At 55.8% G+C, this 400-nt stretch carries 1 protein-coding gene; it reads right to left on the reverse strand.

Translation table 11 applies throughout. The annotated features are described in order from the left end of the window. Positions 1 to 400: cupin domain-containing protein (locus HX869_RS31315; RefSeq protein WP_178904194.1), on the reverse strand; the 400-nt coding region annotated here is incomplete at both ends.

Consider the following 400-nt stretch of genomic DNA (forward strand, 5'->3'; position numbering starts at 1 on the left):
CCTCAGCACTATGCACCACCACCAAAAGCTGCGCCTGAACCTCCCCCACCGACCGAATCCGATGCGGCTTCTGCGCATTGAAATGCAACGCATCCCCCCGATTCAACACCACCCGCTCACTCATGAAATCCACCTCAACCTGACCTTCATGCACAAACAAAAACTCCTCCCCCAAATGTTCCTTGAAGGTCTTGTCGGTGAACTCCGCCGGCGGGTAAATGATAAACGGCAACAAACTACGCTCACTGACCTGATGCGCCAACACCGCGTAACCCGGTGACGCATCGGTGCCCGACAACGCCTGCCGTTCGTGGCTGCGCACTAGGCTGTAGCTGTCGAGGCTGACATTGTCCTCGCTGAACAATTCTTCGACCTTCACATTCAACGCCTTGGCCAGTTT

Source organism: Pseudomonas sp. P7779 (assembly GCF_013386315.1).
Lineage (GTDB): Bacteria > Pseudomonadota > Gammaproteobacteria > Pseudomonadales > Pseudomonadaceae > Aquipseudomonas.